Below are 22,972 nucleotides of genomic sequence, written 5' to 3' on the forward strand. Positions count from 1 at the left end.
GCCAAATTCTCACGGACCAGCGGATCAGAAACAACCATCCGGCACCCTGACCCACCCTTCCATCAACACCCGCGCACTACGACTCATGATGGCTTTCTTGACCTGCCATTGACCGTCGATCTCAAGGGCTTCGGCACCAACACGCAAGGTGCCGGATGGATGACCAAAGACCACCGCCGTGCGCTTACCACCACCGGCGGCCTGGCTTACCAACGTACCCGGGATAGCTGCGGCGGTGCCAATGGCCACAGCCGCCGTGCCCATCATCGCATGGTGCAATTTCCCCATGGACAAGGCACGCACCAGCAGATCAACCTCGCTGGCGTTGACTGCCTTGCCGCTCGAAGATTGGTAATCGGCTGCAGGCGCAACAAAGGCTACCTTGGGCGTATGCTGGCGACCAGCGGCCTCGCTGATATCCTTGATCAAACCCATTTTCAGCGCACCCTGGGCACGAATGCTCTCGAACATGGCCAGGGCCTTGGTGTCGCTGTTAATGGCATCCTGCAACTCGGTGCCGGCATAGCCAACAGCGGCTGCATTGATAAAAATGGTCGGAATGCCGGCATTGATCAGCGTGGCCTCAAGGGTGCCTACACCCGGCACCACCAGATCATCGACCAGATTGCCGGTGGGGAACATGGCCCCACCGTTGCCATCTTCACCTTCCTCGGCCGGATCGAGAAACTCCAGCTGGATCTCGGCGGCCGGAAAGGTCACGCCATCCAGCTCGAAATCCCCGCTCTCCTGAACCAGCCCGTCACGAATCGGCACATGGGCGATGATGCTCTTGCCGATATTCGCCTGCCAGATACGCACGGTACAAACCCCCTGCTCAGGGATGCGTGCGGCAGCTACCAACCCGGCGCTGATGGCGAAGGCGCCGACTGCCGCTGACAGATTGCCGCAATTCCCGCTCCAGTCAACGAAGGCTCGATCGATGGCAACCTGACCGAACAGGTAATCAACATCGTGATCCGGCTGACTGCTCTTGGCCAGGATCACCGTCTTTGAGGTCGAACTGGTCGCCCCACCCATACCATCGATCTGCTTGCCATACGGATCAGGGCTGCCGATCACCCGTAACAACAGATTGTCACGGGCCGGACCAGGCACGCGGGCCGCCTCAGGAAGATCCTCCAGACGAAAGAACACCCCCTTGCTGGTGCCGCCACGCATGTAAGTAGCAGGAAGCTTGATCTGTGGTTTGAAGACTCTCATCAGACCGTCGCCTCAAGAAAGTCCTGGGCAAAACGCTGCAGCACACCACCGGCCTGATAAATCAGTACTTCCTCGTTACTGTCCAGACGGCAGGTCACCGGCACAGTCAGTGTCTCGCCATTGCGCCTGCGCACCAGCAACTGCAACTCGGCAGCCGTGGCGGCGTCACCCAGCACATCAAAGGTCTCGGTGCCGTCCAGCTCCAGTGTCAGGCGCGTGGTACCCGGCTTGAATTCCAGTGGCAGAACGCCCATACCGACCAGGTTGGTGCGGTGAATACGCTCGAAGCCTTCAGCCACGATAGCCTCAACCCCGGCCAACCTGACTCCCTTGGCCGCCCAGTCGCGGGACGAACCCTGACCGTAGTCGGCGCCCGCGATGATAATCAACGGCTGCTTGCGGTTCATGTAGGTTTCAATCGCCTCCCACATGCGCATGACCTGACCCTCAGGCTCAACCCTGGCCAGGGAGCCCTGCTTTACGCTGCCATCGGCATTAGGCACCATTTCATTGAACAGTTTGGGATTGGCAAAGGTGGCGCGCTGCGCAGTGAGATGATCGCCTCGGTGGGTCGCATAGGAGTTGAAGTCCTCCTCGGGCAGACCCATCTTGTGCAGGTACTCCCCTGCCGCACTGTCGAGCAGAATGGCATTGGAGGGCGACAGGTGATCGGTGGTGATATTATCCGGCAGTATCGCCAACGGACGCATGCCCTTGAGCGAACGCTCACCGGCCAGTGCACCTTCCCAATAAGGTGGACGACGGATATAGGTGGACATGGGGCGCCAGTCATACAGCGGGCTCGCTGCCTGCTCAATGGTGCCCAGATCAAACATCGGAATGTACACCTGGCGGAACTGTTCAGGCTTGACGCTGCTGGCCACCAGCGCATCGATTTCCTCGTCACTTGGCCACAGGTCCTTGAGGGTGACCGGATTACCCTGCTGGTCATGCCCCAGCACATCACGTTCGATATCAAAGCGCACGGTACCGGCAATGGCATAGGCCACCACCAGCGGCGGCGAAGCGAGGAACGCCTGCTTGGCATAGGGATGAATGCGCCCGTCAAAATTGCGATTACCGGACAGCACCGCCGTGGCATACAGGTCACGCTCAATGATTTCCTGCTGAATGGCCGGATCCAGCGCCCCGGACATGCCGTTGCAGGTGGTGCAGGCATAGGCCACGATACCGAAGCCAAGCTTTTCCAGCTCCGTCAACAGCCCCGCTTCTTCAAGATACAGCTTGGCCACCTTGGAGCCGGGAGCAAAGGAGGTCTTGACCCAGGGCTTGCGCAGCAATCCCAGTTCATTGGCTTTCTTGGCCAGCAAGCCAGCCGCGACTACGTTGCGCGGGTTGGAGGTATTGGTGCAACTGGTAATGGCGGCGATGATCACCGCGCCGTCGGGCATCAAGCCCTCCGCTTCCTGGGCCAGCGCTTGGTCCAGGCCCACGGCAATGCCACGCTCATGCAGCGTTGAGGTCGCTACCCGGGCATGCGGATTGGACGGACCTGCGACATTGCGTACCACCGAGGACAGATCAAAGCTCAGCACCCGCTCGTACTCGGCAGCGGTCAGCGCATCGGCCCACAAACCCGTGGTCTTGGCATAATTTTCGACCAGTGCGACCTGCTCCGGCTCTCGTCCGGTCAGTTTCAGATAATCAATGGTTTGCTGATCGATGTAGAACATCGCCGCGGTGGCACCGTATTCCGGGCACATATTGGAAATGGTCGCACGGTCACCGATAGTCAGGCTGTCTGCACCCTCACCAAAAAACTCGACCCAGGCGCCAACCACACGCTGCTTGCGCAAGAACTCGGTCAGCGCCAGCACGATGTCGGTCGCGGTAATGCCCGGCTGTCGTTTGCCGGTCAGCTTGACCCCGACAATATCGGGCAGGCGCATCATGGAGGCGCGTCCGAGCATCACGGTTTCCGCCTCCAGACCGCCAACGCCGACGGCAATAACGCCCAGGGCATCAACATGCGGGGTATGCGAATCGGTCCCTACACAGGTATCGGGAAAGGCGACACCCTCGCGCGCCTGGATCACCGGCGACATCTTTTCCAGATTGATCTGGTGCATGATGCCGTTGCCCGCCGGAATCACATCGACGTTCTTGAACGCCGTCTTGGTCCACTCGATAAAGTGAAAGCGATCCTCATTGCGACGGTCTTCAACAGCACGATTCTTCTCGAAAGCGTCCGGATCAAAACCGGCATGCTCAACAGCCAGCGAATGGTCAACAATCAGCTGGGTTGGTACCACCGGGTTGACCAGCGCCGGATCACCGCCCTTCTCGGCAATGGCGTCGCGCAAGCCGGCCAGATCAACCAGCGCGGTCTGACCCAGGATGTCGTGACAGACTACTCGCGCGGGGTACCAGGGGAAATCCAGATCGCGCTTGCGCTCGATCAACTGGCTCAGAGCCGGATTAAGCAGCTCAGCATCACAGCGGCGCACCAACTGCTCGGCCAGTACCCGTGAGGTATAGGGCAGATGCGCGTAGGCACCAGGCTTGATCGCCTCCACGGCGGCGCGGGTATCGAAGTAATCCAGCCCGGTGCCAGGCAGCGCTTTACGGTATTGAGTATTCATGGGCGATCCTTGAGGGGCACAAAAGCAAGATCTTCGGGGCCTACATAATTGGCGCTGGGGCGAATGATCTTGCCGTCGATGCGCTGCTCGATAACATGACTGGACCAACCCGAGGTGCGGGCAATAACGAAGAGTGGCGTGAACATCGCCGTGGGCACGCCCATCATGTGATAACTCACGGCGCTGAACCAATCCAGGTTGGGGAACATTTTCTTGATTTCCCACATCGTCGTCTCCAGCCGCTCGGCAATGTCATACATCTTGCTATTGCCCTGCTCCAACGACAACTCGCGAGCCACTTCCTTGATCACCTTGTTGCGCGGATCGCTGACGGTATAGACCGGATGGCCGAAACCGATGACCACTTCCTTCTTCTCCACTCGGGCGCGGATATCAGCCTCGGCCTCGTCTGGGTTGTCGTAGCGCTTCTGGATCTCAAAGGCGACTTCATTGGCGCCGCCATGCTTGGGTCCGCGCAGGGCGCCGATACCCCCGGCAATGCAGGAAAACAGATCCGACCCGGTACCGGCAATGACCCGGCTGGTAAAGGTCGAGGCGTTGAACTCGTGTTCAGCGTAAAGAATCAGCGAGGTATGCATGGCGCGCACCCAGGAGGCGCGGGGCGCCTGACCATGCAGCAGATGCAGGAAATGCCCGCCGATCGAGTCATCATCGGTTTCTACTTCGATGCGCTTGCCATTGTGGCTGAAGTGATACCAGTACAGCAGCATAGAGCCCAGACTGGCCATCAGCTTATCCGCAATATCACGAGCGCCGGGATGGTTGTGATCCTCCTTTTCCGGCTGCAGACAACCCAATACCGATACACCCGTGCGCATCACATCCATAGGATGGGCTGAAGGCGGCAACTGCTCCAATGCCGTTTTCAACGCAGCAGGCAGGCCGCGCAGGGTTTTCAGCTTGGCCTTGTAACCCGCCAGTTCAGCCTGATTCGGCAGTTTGCCGTGCACCAGCAAATGGGCAATTTCTTCGAACTCGCAGGTGGTGGCCACATCAAGGATGTCATAACCACGGTAGTGCAGATCGTTGCCGCTGCGGCCAACGGTACACAGGGCGGTGTTACCGGCAGCCGTACCACTCAGGGCAACGGATTTCTTCGGTTTGAAAGCAGGTGCAGGGTTCTCGGGTGTCACGGTCATGGCGTCGCTCTCCTCAAGGGTCGGACGGGGCGCCATGGCCCCGGTCGCAGGCAGTAAATAGGGTGCGTGGCTTACTTCTTGCCAGCCGCAAACAGGGCATCGAGATGCTGTTCAAAATCGTGATAGTTGATCCGCTCATAGAGCTCCATGCGCGTCTGCATGCTGTCAATCACATTCGCCTGAGTACCATCGCGGCGGATCGAGGTATAGACGTTCTCGGCAGCCTTGTTCATGGCGCGGAAGGCGGATAACGGATACAGCACCAGCGACACGTCCACCGAGGCCAACTCCTCAGTAGTATAGAGCGGCGTGGCGCCAAACTCGGTGATATTGGCCAGAATCGGAGCCTGGATACGATCGGCAAAGGTCTTGTACATGGCCAGTTCGGTGATGGCTTCCGGGAAGACCATATCCGCACCCGCTTCCACACAAGCGGCGGCGCGGTCTAGCGCCGCATTCAGACCTTCCACGGCGAGCGCATCGGTGCGTGCCATGATCACAAAGCTGGGATCGGTACGGGCATCAACAGCCGCCTTGATACGATCGACCATCTCCTGTTGGCTGACAATTTCCTTGTTCGGACGGTGGCCGCAGCGCTTGGCGCCGACCTGATCCTCGATATGGATGGCGGCGGCACCAAACTTGATCATCGACTTGACCGTGCGCGCCACATTAAAGGCACTTGAACCAAAACCGGTATCCACATCCACCAGCAGCGGCAGGTCACAGACATCGGTAATGCGCCGCACATCGGTGAGCACATCGTCCAGGCCGGTAATGCCCAGGTCCGGCAAGCCCAGCGAGCCAGCCGCCACACCACCACCGGACAGGTAGATGGCCTTGAAACCGGCGCGCTTGGCCAGCAGTGCATGATTGGCATTGATGGCACCCACTACCTGCAAAGGATGCTCTGCGGCTACCGCATCGCGGAAAGCTTGACCCGGTGTTGTCGACATTACTTGATCCCTCCTGAGGATGTGTCTGCGTCGCGCTGAGCTTGCATGCGGCGCTCGATGTTGCGGCGTGAGGCGCTGATATGACGGCGCATCAGCATTTCCGCGAGTTCGCCATCACGATCAGCGATGGCCTCAATGATGCGGTGGTGCTCGGCAAAGGCCTGCTGCGGCCGTTTTGGCGTGGTTGAGTAGCGATAGCGGTACATGCGTACCAGGTGATACAGGTCACCACAGAGCATGTCGCTGAGGGTGCGGTTCTTGCTGCCCTGGATGATCAGATAATGAATATCCAGATCACCCTCTTGCTGATAGTAGGATTCGTTGGCTTTCAGTCCACTGTGTTTCTCATGGGTAGCCAGGACATCGCGTAAACCGGCGATCTCGTCATCACTCATATGCTCGGCTGCCAGGCGGCAGGCCATGCCTTCGAGGGCTTCACGTACGTGATAAAGCTCTATCAGCTCTTCATAACTGAGCGAGACCACCCTGACGCCTGCATGGGGTATGCGCACCACCAGACGACGGCCCTCCAGCCGCCGGATCGCCTCGCGAACAGGACCTCGGCTAATGGCAAAGGTAGTGGAGAGATACTGCTCACTGATGCGGGTCCCAGGCGGAATTTCGCCCTTGACGATAGCCGTCTGGATGCGCTGAAAAGCACCATCAGACAGCGTCAGCGCGGGGGCATCTTGCAGCTCTTCGGACAAAGCAGTCACCTTGTATACAATCCATCGAATAAAATTGATTTCAGGCGGAATATTGCGCCCACTAACACAAGATTGTCAACAATCCGAAAATATCCATTCTGGTCTATGCTGAAAAGAATGCATGCAAAGCACTCTACGAGGGACTGCCCGAGCGTGCTAACATGCCGCACTGTTGCGCCCGCGCCGCTTTATGTCGGTGCAACCGCCCTTCACTGCCGTTGAGACAACTATGCAATCGATCAATCTGCACCTGAAAATCCTCATCGCTATCCTGGTCAGCCTTGGCCTGGCCATCACGGCCTACCAGATTTACGTATTGGAAATTCCCGTCACCGAAGATGAAACCGATGACATCTGGAGTCTCGATGCGCGGTTCGAGTTTCAGGCCAGCCCCGGCGTACCGGTCAAGGCGCAGATGTATATTCCGCAATTGAATCAGGACTACATCAGCCTCAACGAAAGCTTTATCTCCAATAACTACGGCGTCAGCATCAATCAGCAGCAGGAAAACCGCAGGGTAACCTGGTCGGCGCGGCGCGCTTCAGGCTCACAGGCGCTGTATTACCGTCTGGTTCTGACCAAGCGCTTCAGCAATGAGGACGTCGCGCTAGCTGCACCTGCGCCGCGTCAGCCCGTTGTTCTTGAGGGCGCAGAACAGATTGCCGCTGATGCCCTGCTCAGCCCTATTCGTCAAACCTCCGCAGATGTTGAAACCTTTGTCAGCGAAGCCATTCGACGGGTCAACGACATCACCGATGACAACGTCAAGCTGCTGCTTGGTGGCAGCAACAGTGCATTGGACAAGGCCAGGGTCATCGACACACTGCTATCCCTGGCACGCATCCCGATGGAAATGGTCCACACCATTCGTCTGGACAATCTGCCAAGCCAGGAGCCAGAGCTCTGGTTGCGCAGTTATAACGGCGAACGCTGGCTGTATTTCCATCCGGAAACAGGGCAGCAGGGCATTCCGGACAATCGTTTGATCTGGTGGACCGGTCCAGCACCACTCTTCAGCCTTGAAGGTGGCCGTCAGGGCCGCGTCAGCATCACCATCAACAACAGCGAAATGAATGCGCTGCGCCTGGCCGAGATGACCACAGAAAATGCCTCCTCAGCGCTGCTGGAATATTCGCTGTATGGCCTGCCACTGCATGCACAACAGGTCTATCGGGTAATGATCATGATCCCGGTTGGGGTATTAGTGATTCTGTTGCTGCGCAATATCGTCGGCATTCAGACCCTGGGTACCTTCACGCCCGTACTGATTTCCCTGGCCTTCCGCGAAACCCAGATCGGCTGGGGCATCGTACTCTTTACCCTGATTACCGCACTGGGCCTGTCCCTGCGCTCGTACCTGGAACACTTGAAGCTGCAGATGCTACCCAGACTATCGATCGTTCTGACTTTTGTGGTGGTGGTCATTGCCATCATCAGCCTGCTCAGCCACAAACTAGGACTGGAACGCGCACTGGCCGTGTCGCTGTTCCCAATGGTGATTCTGACCATGACCATCGAACGTCTGTCGATTACCTGGGAAGAACGCGGCGGTGGGCACTCCTTCAAGGTCGCACTGGGCACCCTGGTTGCGGCCACGCTGGCGCACCTGCTGATGAGCATCCCTGAGCTGGCGTATTTCTTCTTCACCTTCCCGGCCATTCTGCTGGTGCTGGTAGGCTTCATGCTGGCCATGGGGCGCTATCGCGGCTACCGCCTAACCGAACTGGTGCGTTTCAAAGCACTGACCAGTAAAGGCTGAGGAGAGAGCATGTTTTTCTGGCAAACCTGGAAAACCCTCAAAGCCAACGGCGTGATGGGGATCAATCGGCGCAATGCGGACTATGTGCTGAAGTACAACAAGCGGCACCTGTATCCGGTGGTTGATGACAAGATCCTGACCAAGGAACGCGCCATCGCGGCCAATATCAATGTGCCTGAACTGTACGGCATCATTTCCACGGAAAAGGAAATCGACAAATTCGACGAGATCATCAAGGACCGCCGCGATTTTGTGATCAAACCGGCCCAAGGGGCCGGTGGTGACGGCATCATTGTCATCGCCGATCGCTTTGAGGGCATGTTCAAGACAGTGTCAGGCAAGATCATCAGCCGCGATGAGATCGGCCACCACATTTCCAGCATCCTCTCAGGACTCTACTCACTGGGCGGCCATCGTGACCGGGTTCTGATCGAATACCGCGTCAGCCCTGATCCGCTGTTCAAAAGCATCAGTTACGAAGGGGTTCCGGATATCCGTATCATCCTGCTCATGGGCTATCCGGTCATGGGCATGGTGCGGCTGCCAACCCGTCAGTCCGGCGGCAAGGCCAACCTGCACCAGGGTGCCATTGGCGTCGGCGTCGATCTGGCCACCGGCATTACCCTCAAGGGCACCTGGCTGAACAAGAAAATCAACAAGCATCCCGACACCACCAACCCGGTGGATGGTGTGCAGCTGCCTGACTGGGACGGCTTCATGCAACTGGCCGCGTCCTGCTATGAACTCTCGGGACTCGGCTACATCGGTGTCGATCTGGTTCTCGACGAAGAAAAAGGCCCCCTGATTCTGGAGTTGAATGCCCGCCCCGGCCTGAATATTCAGATTGCCAATGATACCGGTCTGACAACCCGCTGCCATATGGTCGAGCGCCATCTGGCAGCTCTGAAGAAACTGGGTCGCGAGGAAAGCGCCGCAGAGCGTGTTGCCTATGCGCAAAAGCACTTCCGCCAACCGGTGTCTGTGAGCGACCTTACCGAGAAGCCAGCGGAGGCCGCGGATACCCCGGCATGAAACCCGCTGTCCAGCCGTATCAGCTTATCGAACTGGCGTACCAGTCGGACCCCCTACCCCGACTGAGTCGCTTACGCCAGTTGGGCCACCCGGTATTGCTGGATTCGGCTGCCGGCACAAACCGTTTTGCCCGCTACAGCGTCCTGGCAGCCGGCCCACGCATGATCATCAGCCCCGAAGCAGGCGAATCAGGATTGGAAACACTGGGGCGTCTGAGGCAGGCGCTTGCAACCCTGCCTGCAGCCAGTTGGCCAGAGGGTTCACCCGGGCTACCCTTTGGCGCCGGCGCACTGGGCTTTCTGAGCTATGACTTTGGTCGTCGACTGGAAAGTCTCCCGGAGTTCGCCCTGGCCGACGTTCAACTGCCTGACCTGCAAATGGGCATCTATGCCTGGAGCCTGGTCAGCGACCATATCGACCAAGGCTGCTGGCTGGTTTGCCATCCCTGCCTGACCGAGGCAGAACGTCAGAGCTTACTAAAAATACTCGATTCACCAGCCCCGCAGGCAGGCGATTTTGCTCTGTGCGGCAGCTTTGAGGCCGAACAGTCGCGTGAAGATTATCAGGCCTCCTTTGACCGCGTACAAAGCTACATCAGTGCCGGCGACTGCTATCAGATCAACCTCGCGCAGCGCTTGCGGGCAGACTGCTCAGGTGATCCGTTAAATGCCTACGCTCGCTTGCGACGCGCCTGCCCTACCCCCTTCTCAGCCTATATCGAAGATCCCTCTTTCAGACTGCTGTGCCTGTCACCCGAGCGTTTTCTCAGCGTCCGCGAGCAGCAGGTGGAAACCCGTCCAATCAAGGGCACACGGGCCAGAGGCGCTACCCCGGAGCAGGACAAAGCGCTGTCCGATGATCTGCAGAGCTGCCTCAAGGATCGGGCAGAAAACCTGATGATCGTTGACCTGCTGAGAAATGACCTGAGTCGCAGCTGCGCCCTAGGCAGCGTCAGAGTGCCCGAGCTGTTCAAGCTCGAAACCTATCCCAATGTGCACCACCTGGTCAGCAGCGTTACCGGTACGCTGGCTGAAGGTCAGGATGCCATTGCCTTGCTGGCTGCCGCCTTCCCCGGCGGCTCGATCACCGGTGCGCCAAAGATTCGCGCGATGCAGATCATCGAGGAACTGGAGCCGGTCAGACGCAGCCTGTATTGCGGCAGCATCGGCTATATCGGCTGTGAAGGCCAGATGGACATGAACATCGCCATCCGCAGCCTGGTGCACCAGCACGACACCCTGTACTGCTGGGGCGGCGGCGGCATTGTCGCAGACTCCGAGGGTGAGTCGGAGTATCAGGAAAGCCTGACCAAGGTGAGAGTGTTGATGGAGGCGTTGGGGGCTTAAGCTGCAAGCTGCAAGCTGCAAGCTGCAAGCTGCAAGCTGCAAGCTGCAAGCTGCAAGCTGCAAGCTGCAAGCTGCAAGCTGCAAGCTGCAAGCTGCAAGCTGCAAGCTGCAAGCTGCAAGCTGCAAGCGTGATCAAAAAGGATCCAGAGACAGCATGTCAAGCAATACTGTCTGTGAATATAATCCTTAGTGGCCTCATAAAACGGCTTGCAGCTTGAGGCTTGCCACTTGTCGCTTTAAAGACTGAGCGTGCGATTCGAGGCCTTGATAAATTCCTTTTTCAAATCCTCAAAACTGTGCACGGCCGGGAACTGCGGGAATTCGGCGATGACGTTGTCCGGGGCGTGAAACAGGATGCCGGCATGGGCTTCCGAGAGCATGGTGGTGTCATTGTAAGAGTCACCGGCGGCAATCACCCGGTAGTACAGGCTCTTGAAGGCCAGCACCGATTGACGCTTGGGATCCTTCTGGCGCAACTGGTAATCCACCACGCGGTCATTCTCGTCGGTAATCAGGCGGTGACACAGTAGGGTTGGAAAGCCAAGCTGACGCATCAACGGCTGGGAGAATTCATAGAAGGTGTCCGACAGGATCACCACCTGAAAACGCTCGCGCAACCAATCGACAAACTCCGGAGCGCCATCAAGTGGCTTCAGAGTACCGATCACTTCCTGAATATCGCCCAGCTTCAGGCCGTGCTGATCGAGGATGCGCAAGCGCTGCTTCATCAGCACATCATAATCAGGGATATCCCGGGTGGTCGCCCGCAACTCGGCGATACCGGTTTTCTCGGCAAAGGCGATCCAGATCTCCGGGACCAAAACGCCTTCAAGGTCTAGGCAAGCGATTTCCACAGGTCTCTCCTGAACAGGGGTAGGTGTTATTCGCGCCACAATCTACCGGCAAGCCTGCCCTGGCGCAATGCCCAGCGATCAATGCCGGCCTGGCTTCATATCAATAAGGCATAAAAGTATAACCAAATAAAAGCAGATGGACTAAAAAGCCTTTGCTAGACTGCACACCAATTGTTATGCCCCGAACAGCCACGGAACATCAGACGTGAATCGCAATATCCCGTTTGAGTCCTGCCCGGGGCGGGCCATCCCTGGAGAAACCCATGCCACACAACCATCTCGACATCAGCGCGCTGGCCGAATCCCATGCCAGCAAGACCCCGCAGCAGATTCTCGGTCTGGCCTTTGAGCATTTCGATAACTTATGGCTGTCCTTCAGTGGTGCCGACGATATCGTCGTGCTGGATATGGCCTGGAAGATCAACAAGGACATCAAGGTATTCACCCTCGACACTGGTCGCCTGCACCCTGAGACCTACCGCTTCCTTGAGCAGGTGCGCAAGCACTACGGCATCGCCCTTGAGGTCATGTCGCCTGACCAGCAGGCGCTGGAGGCCTATGTCAAGAACAAGGGCCTGTTCGACTTTTACGAGAGTGGCCATGGCGAGTGCTGCGGCATTCGCAAAATCGCGCCCCTGCGCCGCAAGCTGGCTACGGTTGATGCCTGGATCACCGGACAACGCCGGGACCAGAGCCCGGGTACCCGCAGTCATGTACCGGTGATCGAACTGGACACGACTTTCGGTAATGCCGAGCACCCGCTGGTCAAATTCAATCCGTTGGCGAATGTCAGCAGTGAAGATATCTGGGCCTATATCCGCATGCTTGAAGTACCCTATAACCCGCTGCACGAACGCGGTTTTGCCAGCATCGGCTGCGAACCCTGCACCCGCCCGACCCTGCCCAACCAGCACGAACGCGAAGGCCGCTGGTGGTGGGAGGAAGCCACCCAGAAAGAATGCGGGTTGCACGCCGGGAATGTGATTGCAAAAGGCTGAAAGCCTTAAGCTGCAAGCTGCAAGTTTATAGAATGGCGGCTTGCTTGAAGCTTGTGGCTTGAAGCTGATGCCGCCCTTGGCGGCATCAGTGCACCGGCAACTCTACTCCGTCAAACAACTCGTCCAATTCCGCCTTGCTGTGACACTGCAGCGCCTGCTCTACCCGTTCGCGGGTCAGGTGCGGGGCGAAGGCTTCCATGAAGTCGTACATGAATCCACGTAGAAAAGTCCCACGGCGAAAGCCTATCTTGGTAATGCTCGACTCAAACAGATGGGCCGCATCAATCACCACCAGATCGTTATCCAGCTCAGGATCAACCGCCATTTTGGCGACGATACCGACTCCCAACCCGAGCCGCACGTATGTCTTGATCACATCGGCATCAGCGGCAGTAAAGACCACCTTTGGCGACAGACCTCGGTCACTGAAGGCCTCATCGAGTTTTGAACGACCAGTAAAACCGAACACATAGGTCACCAACGGGTGCTCGGCCAGTGCTTCAAGGCTGAGCTTGTCCAGCCGAGTCAGGGGGTGCCCCTTGGGTACGATGACGCAACGATTCCAACGGTAGCAGGGCATCATCACCAGGTCCGAAAACAGCTCCAGGGCCTCGGTGGCAATGGCAAAGTCGGCCGTACCATCCACCGTCATCTCACAGATCTGGATCGGCGTACCCTGGTGCATATGCAGTGACACGTCTGGGTAACGCTGAATAAAGCGACTGATGATGGGCGGTAGGGCATAGCGTGCCTGGGTATGGGTGGTCGCCAGCGTCAAATTACCCTTGCGCTCGTTACTGAACTCCTGGGCAATCTGCTTGATGCTATCGACCTTGCGCAGGATCTCGCCGGCCGTCTGGATAATACGTTCACCGGCAGGCGTTACCCGCGTCAGATGTTTGCCACTGCGGGAGAATACTTCAACCCCAAGCTCGTCTTCGAGCAAGCGGATCTGCTTGCTGATGCCGGGCTGGGATGTATACAGGCTTTGCGCCGTGGCCGAGACGTTAAGGTCATGGTGGGCCACTTCCCAGATATAACGCAGTTGCTGAAGCTTCATTACCAATGTCCCCAAGGTTAATCATCGCCACGATGCAAGGCTGCCATATAACCACAATAGCCTTTTTTTTCTTAAGCTTAGACGATAATTTCAGAAGCAGAGCCGAAATACCTAGCCAATCTACCTCATGCCTATCAGGTCTTTTTAGCTCGGTTGCTGATGCCATGCGGCACGTGTCCAGTGGGTACCACGCCGACAGCACTGCGGCAGTGGCCTTCCTGGTCATCAAAGAACAGGTCGGCACCAAAGGCGCGGAGAAACTCGGATTTATCCATACCCCCTAGAAACAACGATTCATCCAGACGGATATCCCACTCGCGCAGGGTACGAATAACCCGCTCATGGGCCGGTGCACTTCGGGCGGTGAAGAGTGCTGTGCGTATCGGGCAATCGGCACCGGCAAACTCGGTCTGGATGCGGCTCAAGGCCGCAAGAAAAGCCTTGAACGGCCCGCCACCCAGCGGCTCGCGGGCCGCAGCCAATTCATTCGCCTGAAAGGCTTCGAGACCGTCTCGTTGAAAGACCTGCTCGGACTCATCGGAAAACAGTACGGCATCGCCATCGAAGGCAATACGCAATTCATCACGCGCTTCTCGGGGGTGCTTGGAGGGCAATATGGTCGCTGCGGCGAAGCCCGCTTCAAGCGTACTACGAACGTCTTCGGCATGGGTTGAGAGGAACAATTGACTGCCAAAGGCCGGAATATAGACAAAGGGGCTACGGCCGCCGGCAAAGGCAGCACGGGTAATGCCGAGCCCGTAGTGCTGGATCGAGTTGAACACGCGTAAACCGGTGTCGGCACTGTTACGTGACAGCAGCACGACTTCAACCCGACTGTCGCCTTCCAGCATGCTGTTGATACGCAACAGCTTCTGCACCAGAGCGAATGCTTCACCGGGCTCTAGGGGCGAATCCTCGCGAGCAATCTGATACTGCCGGTAGGCTTCCAGGCCCTCCTGCTCATAGACCTGGTGACTGTCATCCAGATCAAACAGCGCTCTGGAGGAAATGGCAATGACCAGCTTGTCACCCAGCCTGACCGGCATCGTGCATCCTTATTCGGTTTGCAGGTATGCGTCCTGTACATACCTCAGCATGTACAACAATGCCTCGGTTTTCGGCATGCTGCAACCAGCAGCCGCAGCTAGGTTGAGGGCTTCCTGATACAGACTCTCCAGCTCCATCGGGCGCTTGTGCAACCAATCGTGATACATGCTTGGATAGTAGTCCGGCATATGCCGCGTCGCCTTGAGCAGTTTGGCCGCATAATCCTCCGGCATCTGATGTCCGCAGGCACTGGCGGCTGCAACCACCTCACCCATCAGACTCTCAATCAACTGACGGCTCGAGGCATTGCCCAGAAGCGCATCGGTACCGGCGTCAAGCAACACCGACACACCATTGAATGCCGCGTTCCAGACCAGCTTTTGCCAACGCGCCGCATCAATATTGGCCATTTCACGCGCCTCGATATTCGAGCTGCGAAACAGCTCGGCCGCCGTGGCGATAATATCCTGCCCTTCCTGCTGATTGGCCGGGCCGGAGTGGTAGCCAAGATCGACCAGCCCGTTGGACTGATGCTTGATCTGCCCGGGGCCTTCACGGAAAAGGCAGACATAGCAAAGGCCACCGATCAGGTGAATATGCTCAGGTAACAGGGGACGCAGGTAGGTTTCATTGTTGAGCCCGTTCTGAAACAGGATGACCTTGGCATTCTGCGCAGCTGCAGCGGCAATGATCGGTGCCAGCTCCGCATTGCCAGTTGCCTTGGTACCCACCAACAACCAATCACAGGCTGGCATATCGGCCACATCACGGTAGGCCTGAACCGGGTTCAAAGCCATTTCGCCATGCACCAGGCTGTCAACGCGGATGCCATGCTCGGCAACCGCGGCATACTCGCTGCGCAACAAAAAGTGCACATCATGTCCGGCCCTGGCCAACATCAAGCCGTAAAATCCACCGATTGCACCGGTGCCAATGACGCCTATGCGTGGTTTTGTCTGTTGCATGCGAGACCTCGATTATTCAGCTTGTGACGTGTACGTACTTCAATACCAGGCAAGGATACGCGACAGTCCGGGCCAAGACCGTCAGCAAGGTGACAAAGTCGATTGACTGCGTATATCAGATCAATACCACAGAACGGGCTAGCCTAGCCCGTCATCCTTGATTAAGCTGTCAGCCAATCAAAAGGCAGCCCGATTGGCGGCCTGGCAGACTGTTAGGATTAATGATGGCCGAATTACCTATTAATGACCTGAATATTGCCTCCAACGAGGTTCTCATCACACCTGCCCAGCTCAAGGCCAAAATCCCGATGAGCCAGGCGTCCCATGACACCATAGTCGCCAGCCGTCAGGTTATCCGCGACATTCTGGACGGCCGGGATCACCGCTTGTTCATCGTCATCGGTCCCTGCTCCATCCATGATCTGGATGCCGCCAAGGATTACGCTGCCCGGCTGAAAAAGCTCGCCGAAGAAGTCGGCGATACCCTGTATCTGGTCATGCGCGTGTACTTTGAAAAGCCGCGTACCACGGTCGGCTGGAAAGGCTTGATTAACGACCCCTACCTGGATGACTCGTTCAAAGTAGAGGATGGCTTACATATCGGCCGGCAATTGCTCAGCGACCTTACAGCCATGGGCCTGCCCACCGCGACTGAAGCATTGGACCCGATTTCACCCCAATATCTGCAGGACCTGATTTCCTGGTCTGCCATTGGCGCACGCACTACTGAATCCCAGACCCACCGGGAAATGTCATCGGGCCTGTCTTCAGCTGTCGGCTTCAAAAACGGTACCGACGGCAGCCTGACCGTAGCCATCAATGCTCTGCAGTCAGTTTCCAGCCCACACCGCTTCCTGGGTATCAACCAGGATGGCCAGGTCAGCATTGTGACCACCAAGGGCAACCAGTACGGCCATGTGGTGCTGCGTGGTGGCAATGGCAAGCCGAACTATGACTCGGTCAGCGTCGCCCTGTGTGAGAAGGACCTGGAGAAGGCCGGTATCAAGCCGAACATCATGGTTGACTGCAGTCATGCCAATTCCAACAAGGACCCGGGCCTGCAACCACTGGTGATGGATAACGTCGCCAACCAGATCATTGAGGGCAACAATTCCATTATTGGCCTGATGGTGGAAAGTCATATTGGCTGGGGCAGTCAATCGATACCTAAAGACCTATCGCAACTGCAGTATGGCGTCTCCGTAACCGATGCCTGTATTGACTGGGATACCACCGTCACCAGCATTCGCAGCATGCACGCCAAGCTCAAGGATGTACTACCCCAGCGCTCTCGTTAAAACATGCCCGGCACGGGTTTAACCCAATCTGTGCCGGTCATTACCCCCATACGCCCCACCATACTACCGCTTGCCCCGCCCATGGCCGGAACCATCATCAGCCTGCCCCACGGCAAACTCTGCACTGGACCAGTCAACCCCGCCATCACTTTTTTCAACACATGAGATCGCGTCTCGAGCGCAAGCCTCTCATCTCTCAAAGTTGCAAAAAAGAGTCAAAAAATTATATCCGAATCAAACTGTCAAAAGACCTGTTTCAACTCAAGTAATTGATGGTACGCGTTACCCCAATATTAACTTTGAGCAATGTTCTTTACGCAAGTAAGTTAGCCGCTAAGTTATTTATATAAAACCAATTAAAATACTGGTTCATCGAGCATTATAAGGCGTAAAGCAAAAAACCAAGAACCAACAGATCATCGCTATGAGCCAGAGCTTACGGCGTATTTGCCGAAGAAAAGAAAATAAAGCAATCACCCGCTTGGGTGATCAAGATAGTCTTTTTAATGATATCCGGTCTCACTCTTTGGAAGACGTATTAATACTGAAAAAGGTGCATTAACCGCAAACAATAAACCATGTCACCCATACAGGTGAAATTGCACTAACTGCATTGACAAGACTATGTAAAGGATAAAAACTCAGCGCCAGGTTGATAGTAACTTTTTGTAGCCGGGCACTTTCAACCACGGAAGTAGCAATAATAAATCAAACAATAGCTCCCTGGAGTTCCAATGAAAAACCACTCTTTCGCAAAAACCGTTCTGTCCGCTTTGGCTGCCGGTGCGTTGCTGTTTTCAGCTGTGACCATGGCGTCAAACCCGACACCGACACCCACACCTACACCCACTCCAACCCCAACACCAGGTAACAATCCGTTCCAACGCGGACCGAACCCTTCACTGTCATTTGTTGAAGCCAACAGCGGCCCGTACTCCGTTCGCACCAGCCGCGTATCCAGCTTTACCAGTGGCTTTGGCGGCGGCACCATTCATTACCCGACAGGTCAGAGTGGCACCATGGGCGCCATCGTCGTCATTCCAGGCTTCGTCTCTGCCGAGTCTTCGATTGAATGGTGGGGTCCTAAGCTGGCGTCCCACGGCTTCGTGGTCATGACCATTGACACCAACAGTGGCTTTGATCAGCCACCGAGCCGCGCTCGCCAGATCAACGCAGCACTGGATTATCTGGTTGCCCAAAACCGTTCCAGCCGGAGCCCGGTTCGCGGCATGATCGATACTAACCGCTTGGGTGTAGTGGGCTGGTCAATGGGTGGTGGCGGCACGCTGCGTGTGGCCTCAGAAGGTCGCATCAAGGCAGCTATTCCTCTGGCTCCCTGGGATACCACCAGTTTCCGCAACGTGAAGGCCCCAACGCTGATTTTCGCCTGCGAGTCTGATGTCATTGCACCTGTTGGTCAGCACGCCTCGCCGTTCTACAACGAGCTGCCCAACAACATCTCCAAGGCCTTCGTTGAGCTCAATGGTGGCAGCCACTACTGCGGTAACGGCGGCAACTCCTATAACGACGTACTGAGCCGATTCGGCGTATCCTGGATGAAACGCTTCCTCGATAACGATACCCGTTACAGCCAGTTCCTCTGCGGCCCGAACCACACCTCAGATCGTGACATTTCCGCGTACCGTGGAAACTGCAACTATTGATGGGTCGATGTGGCGCTGATCCAGTGCCGCATCTGCAATAAAAAACCCCGAGCAATCGGGGTTTTTTATTGCACTGAATAACGTTACTGGAGCTTGGCCTGGGTCAACCGCGACTGCCGAGCCATGTAGCGCTCAACATAGGAACAAGAAGGGATGACCGTGTAGCCCTCGCCTTCAGCATACTCCAGCGCGTGTGCCGTAAGCCGCGCCGCCAGACCTTTGCCACGCAGCGCGTTGGGAACGTAGGTACGGTAAATATCCAGGGTCTTCTTGCCCAGATCCATGTAAGCCAGATACGCCCGCGTACCTTCCAGAGCAACATAAAACTGCTTGCCCTGAACGTCATGCTGAATTGTTGTTGACTCCATGTCACCGTCCCCTGAGGCTGATCAAACTGTCACTGACAACAGTTGACCACCCACAGCGGGAAAAATTCACCGCTGGAGTGGCTCATTTCCTTAACCGACCGGGTTCACACCGATACCCAACGCCATCAGTAGGCCAATTGAGGCCAGGCAGGCAATGACCGGAATTGCCACTGTGACCATAAACATGTCCTTGTAAGCTTCCCTGTGAGTCAGCCCCATGATCATGAAGGTGGCAATCACCGCGCCACAATGCGGCAGCGAGTCCAGACCACCCGAGGCGATGGCGGCTATACGGTGCAGTATCTCGGGTTCCACACCCATTTCCAGATAATGCGGCGCCAGACTTTGCATGAAAATCTGCAAACCGCCGGAAGAAGAGCCGACAATGGCCGAGACCACACTAGCCGAGGCAAAAACCGATAACAAAGGCGGCAGGTTGGCACCAAGTATCCACTCAGCAAACTGGCCAAAACCGGCTGTCTGAGTCACGACCCCACCAAAACCGATAACCGCAGCGGTATTGATCAGCGGCATGATGGAATCCTCGGCACCCTGACCAAAGACCTCCATGGTCTTGCGGCGCATGCTCGGAAACAGCACAACACAGGTCAATGATCCGAGTATCAGTGCCATGGACGGCCAGATGATGGGTTGCGTCTGGCTGAAGCGCAGCATATCGGCAAACCAGCCCTGGACCTCAGTCCAGTCACCCAGCCCGATGATCAGCCTGGGCAGCATGATCACGCCCAGCACCACCACCATAGGTATGATCGCCAATTTCCAGGAAGGGGCATCTGCCGGATCACCGGCCAACTGCTCCATTCGACGGTCCTGGGTATTTTCCACAAAACCTTCGCCGCTTGCCCGAGCCAGACGCCAGCCACGCTCGACATACCACATGCCCAGACCGACCATGATCAAGGCAGCAAAGAGTCCAATCCAGCCGCCGGCAAACAGGTCTGTACCCAGCGAACTGGCTGAAATCACGTTATGGATTGAGGGAGAGCCCGGCAGCGCCGTCATGGTGAAGGTACCCGCTCCCACCGAGGTCGCCGCCGCCCACAGGCGTTTGGGCAGATTGGCTTCACGCATCAGGGTGATGCCCAGCGGATACATGGTAAAGACCACAACAAAGACCACCACGCCGCCATAGGTCAACAAGGCACACACCAGCATGCCGACCAGCAGGGTCTGCTTGACCCCCAGACTGCGGGTAATGGCCAAAGCAATACTTTTCGCGGCCTGGCTGGTAGCCATGGCTTTACCAAAGATGGCGCCGCAGAGAAACAGCAGAAAAAAGCGCCCGGCAAAACTGAAGGCACCCAATTGACCCGCCGGATAATGCTCCAGCAACGTGCGCGGAATCAGCATACCGTTGGTCACGGCGACCACCAGCGAGCAGACCAATGAAGCGACGAAGATATTGATGCCGCGCATGGCCATGTAGATCAGCAGCGCGAGGCCCACCAGCAGTCCCAGGTTTCCCAGCATAGGATGCAGTCCTTTTAATTGTTGGATTTGACCGCGACACAATACCGCAGCTGCTGGACAATACAAGGCTGTAACTTGTCCTGCGACAGGCTGAATACCTGATGTGCCCGATAATTTATGACGCAAGTCAGTTCCGTATTGTGCCAGCGCTGCTAGACTGTAATGCGCCAACTGACTGGCAAGGACTTTTACACAAGGTGAACGTTATGACTAACACGCTAAAACTCTCGGCCGTTGCACTGGCCGCGCTGTTGGCTGTCGGCTGCAGCAATACCCAGCAATTCCAGGAAACCAGCGCACGCCTGTCGGCGAATGAAACGGCCACTGCGCGCGCTCAAGCCCGCGCTGACGAAGCCTACCGCAAGGCTGAAGAAGCCTTGGCTGCTGCCCAACGCGCGCAGCAAAGCGCTGATGAAGCCAATGAGCGCGCCCTGCGCATGCTGGAAAGCGCCAGCCGCAAATAAGCCAGGCACTCAGGGTGGCCGCCGGCTCGTGCCGGCGCTCACCCTGGTTAATTGTTCAAGCTGCCGATCCTGACCGGCACACCCTCTTCAGCAAAAACCGCATCACGGATAACCGCCCAGTCCAACCGATAGCCCGCCAGACTCTCCTGCTGCACGCTCAGCAACTGCTGGATAGCCGCCTGACGATCAAGTGTTGATGGCAAACCGTGCTCATCCAGAGGCGCATGCACCTCGAGATAGAGATCACCGTCCCTGCGACCCAGCTTGAAAGGCTGATTGATAATGGACACAGGCGTGCCAATTGGAATCTGCGGAAAGAGTGCCGTTATATCTTCATTGCGCATTCGGAAGCAGCCATGGCTGACGCGCATGCCAATACCGAACTTCTTGTTGGTGCCATGGATGACATAGCCGCTCATGGCCAGATTCATCTTGAACGGGCCCATGGGATTGTCGGGGCCCGGTGGCACCACAGCAGGGAGAATATCGCCTTGCGCGGCATGCTCATCCCGGATTGACTGGGGTGGATACCAGGACGGGTTGGCTTCCTTGCGTGCGACGCGGGTATCGCCAATGGGCGATGACCAGCCCTCTCGCCCTATACCAACTGGATAAGTGACAACGGTTCCGCCTTCCGGTGGAAAATAATACAACCTGAATTCTGGCAAATTGATCACGATTCCCTGTTGAGGCGCGCTTGGCAGGATTCTTTGTGCCGGCAACAGAATGACTGTTCCCTCACCCGGCAACCAGGGATCGACCGCCGGATTAGCCGCTATCAACTCCAGGTAACCGAAACCGTATTGCTTGCCCAGGTCAGCAAAGGTGTCTTCATATCGCGCCGTGTACTGCAGGTTGTCGCCGATCAACTGTTGCTCAGGCTGCAATATATAGTCAAAGCCCCATGAAGGTGCCATGTACAAACACAGCAGCAGCCACAGGCCGCTCGCCCGACCAATGACCGACCAGTTGGCGCTGGTGAGCCTTTTCCGCACATCAATACTGTTCATGAATATCCATCTGTTGCTGGGGATACGCTGCTTCTTTTGCCGGGCCAGCCCCGAGAACAGGTCCGACTGTCGAGCGCCTGGCCGGTACCAGCAGGGCCTTGGCCTGCGACAGACACTGAGGGCACAAGGCACCCAGTGCGGCACGGGTCAGCTCGCGGTAAACCGGCCTGAACGGCAGCAGGTCGCCACAAAGCGTGCGCTCAAGGGGCACATCCAACTGTAGATTGATCTCGACCAGGTGGGCATGCAAACGATCGCCGACAAACAAATCGTGCTGTTCATCAAGAGCCACCATGCACCAGCGCTTGCTCAGACGCTTCAGCATCAGCGGCTAGCCCGCTGTTTTTCAACCAGCCATTGCTCGAACAGGGGCCAGACGTTTTCCAAAATACGCGGCTGTGCTTCAGCCGTCGGATGGATGCCATCCTGCTGCATCAGGCTCTCATCCAGCTCCCCGGCAATGCCGTCAAGAATAAACGGGATCAAGGGAATATCCTGTTCTTCGCTGGTCTCAACAAAAGCCTGCTCAAAGGCTTGGGTGTAACGCCTGCCGTAGTTGGGTGGAATTTTGATACCGAGCAGCATCACCTCTGCACCCTCACCCTTGGCCAGCGCGACCATGGAAGAAAGATTCTGTTGCACATTAGCCGGAGACAAACCACGCAGGCCGTCATTACCCCCCAATTCAATCACTACCAGCGCCGGCGAATACTGCTCAAGCAGCCGTGGCAGGCGGGCCAGCCCCCCTGCAGTGGTGTCTCCACTGACGGACGCATTGACCACGTCAATCGCCTGATCCCGGGCCTGCAAACGCTGTTCCAGCAGATTGACCCAGCCCTGATCGATTTCCAGACCGAAAGCGGCACTGATACTATCGCCGACAATCAGTACCGTCTGCGCGCTGACCGGCAGCACTATAAGCCACAGCAGCACAGCGGCCAGGCCATTTCTCAAAAAACTCATCAAGGG

Annotated in this window: 21 protein-coding genes; 7 read left to right on the forward strand and 14 right to left on the reverse strand. The window is 56.9% G+C overall.

Features of this window, described 5'->3' with window-relative positions:
* Positions 1-24: 24 nt before the first annotated feature.
* The 5 genes from prpF to AC27HQ_RS06290 all read right to left on the reverse strand — a co-directional run bounded on the left by prpF (position 25) and on the right by AC27HQ_RS06290 (position 6,647).
* The gene (gene prpF / locus AC27HQ_RS06270; protein ID WP_487155262.1) at positions 25-1,221 is read right to left on the reverse strand and encodes a 2-methylaconitate cis-trans isomerase PrpF; all 1,197 of its coding nucleotides are present in this window, start codon (positions 1,219-1,221) and stop codon (positions 25-27) included.
* Positions 1,221-3,824, reverse strand: a complete 2,604-nt coding sequence (gene acnD / locus AC27HQ_RS06275; protein WP_487155263.1) for a Fe/S-dependent 2-methylisocitrate dehydratase AcnD — start codon at positions 3,822-3,824, stop codon at positions 1,221-1,223. Before acnD ends, prpF begins: the two co-directional genes overlap by 1 nt.
* Entirely contained in the window at positions 3,821-4,984 is a 1,164-nt protein-coding gene (gene prpC, locus AC27HQ_RS06280) for a bifunctional 2-methylcitrate synthase/citrate synthase (protein ID WP_487155265.1), read from the reverse strand. Before prpC ends, acnD begins: the two co-directional genes overlap by 4 nt.
* Before the next feature lie 71 nt (positions 4,985-5,055).
* The gene (gene prpB / locus AC27HQ_RS06285) at positions 5,056-5,940 is read right to left on the reverse strand and encodes a methylisocitrate lyase (protein WP_487155267.1); all 885 of its coding nucleotides are present in this window, start codon (positions 5,938-5,940) and stop codon (positions 5,056-5,058) included.
* On the reverse strand, positions 5,940-6,647 hold the full coding sequence (locus AC27HQ_RS06290) for a GntR family transcriptional regulator (protein ID WP_487155268.1): 708 nt from the start codon (positions 6,645-6,647) through the stop codon (positions 5,940-5,942). The genes prpB and AC27HQ_RS06290 overlap by 1 nt, the downstream gene beginning before the upstream one ends.
* A gap of 229 nt (positions 6,648-6,876) precedes the next feature.
* Between AC27HQ_RS06290 and rloB the strand changes: the two genes are divergently transcribed.
* Genes rloB through pabB form a run of 3 tightly spaced genes read left to right on the forward strand, consistent with a single transcriptional unit; the run spans position 6,877 to position 10,784 of the window.
* The gene (rloB, locus tag AC27HQ_RS06295; protein ID WP_487155269.1) at positions 6,877-8,406 is read left to right on the forward strand and encodes an osmotic stress tolerance membrane protein RloB; all 1,530 of its coding nucleotides are present in this window, start codon (positions 6,877-6,879) and stop codon (positions 8,404-8,406) included.
* Positions 8,407-8,415: 9 nt separating this feature from the next.
* The gene (locus tag AC27HQ_RS06300; RefSeq protein ID WP_487155271.1) at positions 8,416-9,438 is read left to right on the forward strand and encodes an alpha-L-glutamate ligase-like protein; all 1,023 of its coding nucleotides are present in this window, start codon (positions 8,416-8,418) and stop codon (positions 9,436-9,438) included.
* The gene (gene pabB, locus AC27HQ_RS06305; protein WP_487155272.1) at positions 9,435-10,784 is read left to right on the forward strand and encodes an aminodeoxychorismate synthase component I; all 1,350 of its coding nucleotides are present in this window, start codon (positions 9,435-9,437) and stop codon (positions 10,782-10,784) included. The genes AC27HQ_RS06300 and pabB overlap by 4 nt, the downstream gene beginning before the upstream one ends.
* A 236-nt stretch (positions 10,785-11,020) precedes the next feature.
* Here the strand turns inward: pabB and thrH are convergent, their stop codons facing one another.
* Complete coding sequence (thrH, locus tag AC27HQ_RS06310; protein ID WP_487155273.1) at positions 11,021-11,638, reverse strand: bifunctional phosphoserine phosphatase/homoserine phosphotransferase ThrH; 618 nt, start codon at positions 11,636-11,638, stop codon at positions 11,021-11,023.
* Between the two features lie 263 nt (positions 11,639-11,901).
* Here thrH and AC27HQ_RS06315 point away from each other — a divergent pair, with 263 nt between their 5' ends.
* The gene (locus tag AC27HQ_RS06315; RefSeq protein ID WP_487155274.1) at positions 11,902-12,636 is read left to right on the forward strand and encodes a phosphoadenylyl-sulfate reductase; all 735 of its coding nucleotides are present in this window, start codon (positions 11,902-11,904) and stop codon (positions 12,634-12,636) included.
* 85 nt (positions 12,637-12,721) lie between these two features.
* On the opposite strand, the gene cysB is transcribed toward AC27HQ_RS06315, so the two are convergent.
* From cysB to AC27HQ_RS06330, 3 genes are all read right to left on the reverse strand, one after another.
* Positions 12,722-13,696, reverse strand: a complete 975-nt coding sequence (gene cysB / locus AC27HQ_RS06320; RefSeq protein WP_487155276.1) for an HTH-type transcriptional regulator CysB — start codon at positions 13,694-13,696, stop codon at positions 12,722-12,724.
* Between the two features lie 134 nt (positions 13,697-13,830).
* The gene (locus tag AC27HQ_RS06325; RefSeq protein WP_487155277.1) at positions 13,831-14,742 is read right to left on the reverse strand and encodes a 5'-nucleotidase; all 912 of its coding nucleotides are present in this window, start codon (positions 14,740-14,742) and stop codon (positions 13,831-13,833) included.
* Positions 14,743-14,751: 9 nt separating this feature from the next.
* On the reverse strand, positions 14,752-15,708 hold the full coding sequence (locus AC27HQ_RS06330) for a putative 2-dehydropantoate 2-reductase (RefSeq protein ID WP_487155278.1): 957 nt from the start codon (positions 15,706-15,708) through the stop codon (positions 14,752-14,754).
* A 224-nt stretch (positions 15,709-15,932) separates the two neighbouring features.
* On the opposite strand from AC27HQ_RS06330, the gene AC27HQ_RS06335 reads away from it, so the two are divergent.
* Positions 15,933-17,006 carry a 3-deoxy-7-phosphoheptulonate synthase gene (locus AC27HQ_RS06335; RefSeq protein ID WP_487155280.1) on the forward strand — a complete coding sequence of 358 codons (1,074 nt, stop codon included), beginning with the start codon at positions 15,933-15,935 and terminating at the stop codon, positions 17,004-17,006.
* A 734-nt stretch (positions 17,007-17,740) separates the two neighbouring features.
* On the forward strand, positions 17,741-18,670 hold the full coding sequence (locus AC27HQ_RS06340) for an alpha/beta hydrolase family protein (protein WP_487155282.1): 930 nt from the start codon (positions 17,741-17,743) through the stop codon (positions 18,668-18,670).
* Between the two features lie 83 nt (positions 18,671-18,753).
* Here the strand turns inward: AC27HQ_RS06340 and AC27HQ_RS06345 are convergent, their stop codons facing one another.
* Both AC27HQ_RS06345 and AC27HQ_RS06350 read right to left on the reverse strand, forming a co-directional pair.
* On the reverse strand, positions 18,754-19,038 hold the full coding sequence (locus AC27HQ_RS06345) for a GNAT family N-acetyltransferase (RefSeq protein WP_487155283.1): 285 nt from the start codon (positions 19,036-19,038) through the stop codon (positions 18,754-18,756).
* Positions 19,039-19,128: 90 nt separating this feature from the next.
* Entirely contained in the window at positions 19,129-20,529 is a 1,401-nt protein-coding gene (locus AC27HQ_RS06350) for a GntP family permease (protein ID WP_487155284.1), read from the reverse strand.
* Between the two features lie 206 nt (positions 20,530-20,735).
* On the opposite strand from AC27HQ_RS06350, the gene AC27HQ_RS06355 reads away from it, so the two are divergent.
* Entirely contained in the window at positions 20,736-20,993 is a 258-nt protein-coding gene (locus tag AC27HQ_RS06355) for an Lpp/OprI family alanine-zipper lipoprotein (RefSeq protein ID WP_487155286.1), read from the forward strand.
* Between the two features lie 47 nt (positions 20,994-21,040).
* Here the strand turns inward: AC27HQ_RS06355 and AC27HQ_RS06360 are convergent, their stop codons facing one another.
* From AC27HQ_RS06360 to AC27HQ_RS06370, 3 genes are read right to left on the reverse strand one after another with little or no spacing between them, the layout of a single operon-like run.
* A complete protein-coding gene (locus AC27HQ_RS06360; protein WP_487155287.1) occupies positions 21,041-22,003 on the reverse strand; it encodes a L,D-transpeptidase family protein in 963 nt (320 codons plus the stop codon).
* The gene (locus tag AC27HQ_RS06365) at positions 21,990-22,328 is read right to left on the reverse strand and encodes a hypothetical protein (protein ID WP_487155288.1); all 339 of its coding nucleotides are present in this window, start codon (positions 22,326-22,328) and stop codon (positions 21,990-21,992) included. Before AC27HQ_RS06365 ends, AC27HQ_RS06360 begins: the two co-directional genes overlap by 14 nt.
* Positions 22,328-22,969 (reverse strand): arylesterase, encoded by a 642-nt coding sequence (locus AC27HQ_RS06370; RefSeq protein WP_487155290.1) that lies wholly within the window; start codon positions 22,967-22,969, stop codon positions 22,328-22,330. Before AC27HQ_RS06370 ends, AC27HQ_RS06365 begins: the two co-directional genes overlap by 1 nt.
* Positions 22,970-22,972: the final 3 nt, after the last annotated feature.

The organism is Halopseudomonas sp. 4NH20-0008 (genome assembly GCF_057548395.1).